Source organism: Vibrio sp. 1562 (assembly GCF_033340155.1).
Taxonomy (GTDB): Bacteria; Pseudomonadota; Gammaproteobacteria; order Enterobacterales; family Vibrionaceae; genus Vibrio; species Vibrio alginolyticus.
Genome location: NZ_JAWOVY010000604.1, coordinates 1 through 572, shown reverse-complemented (window position 1 = coordinate 572; position 572 = coordinate 1). Strand labels below are relative to the sequence as shown.

Here is a 572-nt window from a genome sequence, read left to right as displayed (position 1 = left end):
CGTTACCAAGACGGTAACGTGTTGGTGAAAGTCGAGAATTTTGATGGTTCTAACGTGATGTTTTCCGTCACAAACGTAGGTTCTCAAGGTTCATTACAGCCAAACTTCAACACATTTAGTGCCTATCGCACCGAAAGTGGAGAGTTGGTCTATAAGTCAGAATCTTTGCTGCATCTGGCTGATACGGCAGGCAACACGCTGCAAACGATGGGCATTGCCGAGCTTTCATCCAAAGGTGGAAACAGCTTGTCGATCTCTCCAGGAGAAACTCGAAAATTCGTCACCAGTATTGCTTCGGAAGTCGCGCCGCACGCGCAATTAAGCTTAGAGTTTCCGGCCAAAGTGCTCAATACAGAGCAAGATTTCACGCTGTCGTTTTCCGACTCTATCGCGGTAGCAACGGCCAATGTGAATTAACGGCGAGAGAGAACCTGACGAACAAACCCATGTTTGTTGAGCGCATCAAAGACAGGCGAGCGACGCCTGTCTTTCAGTTATGAGAAAGAAGATCGCTACTGTTTGCATTTGTAAGCGTTTGCAAACATCGTCACTGACGTAGAAAAGCTTAACGG

The 572-nt window shown here is 47.2% G+C and carries 1 pseudogene; it reads left to right on the top strand.

The window, feature by feature from the left end:
- Window positions 1–417, top strand: a pseudogene (locus R7Z49_RS26650) (hypothetical protein); the annotation flags it as partial.
- Between the last annotated feature and the right edge of the window lie 155 nt (window positions 418–572).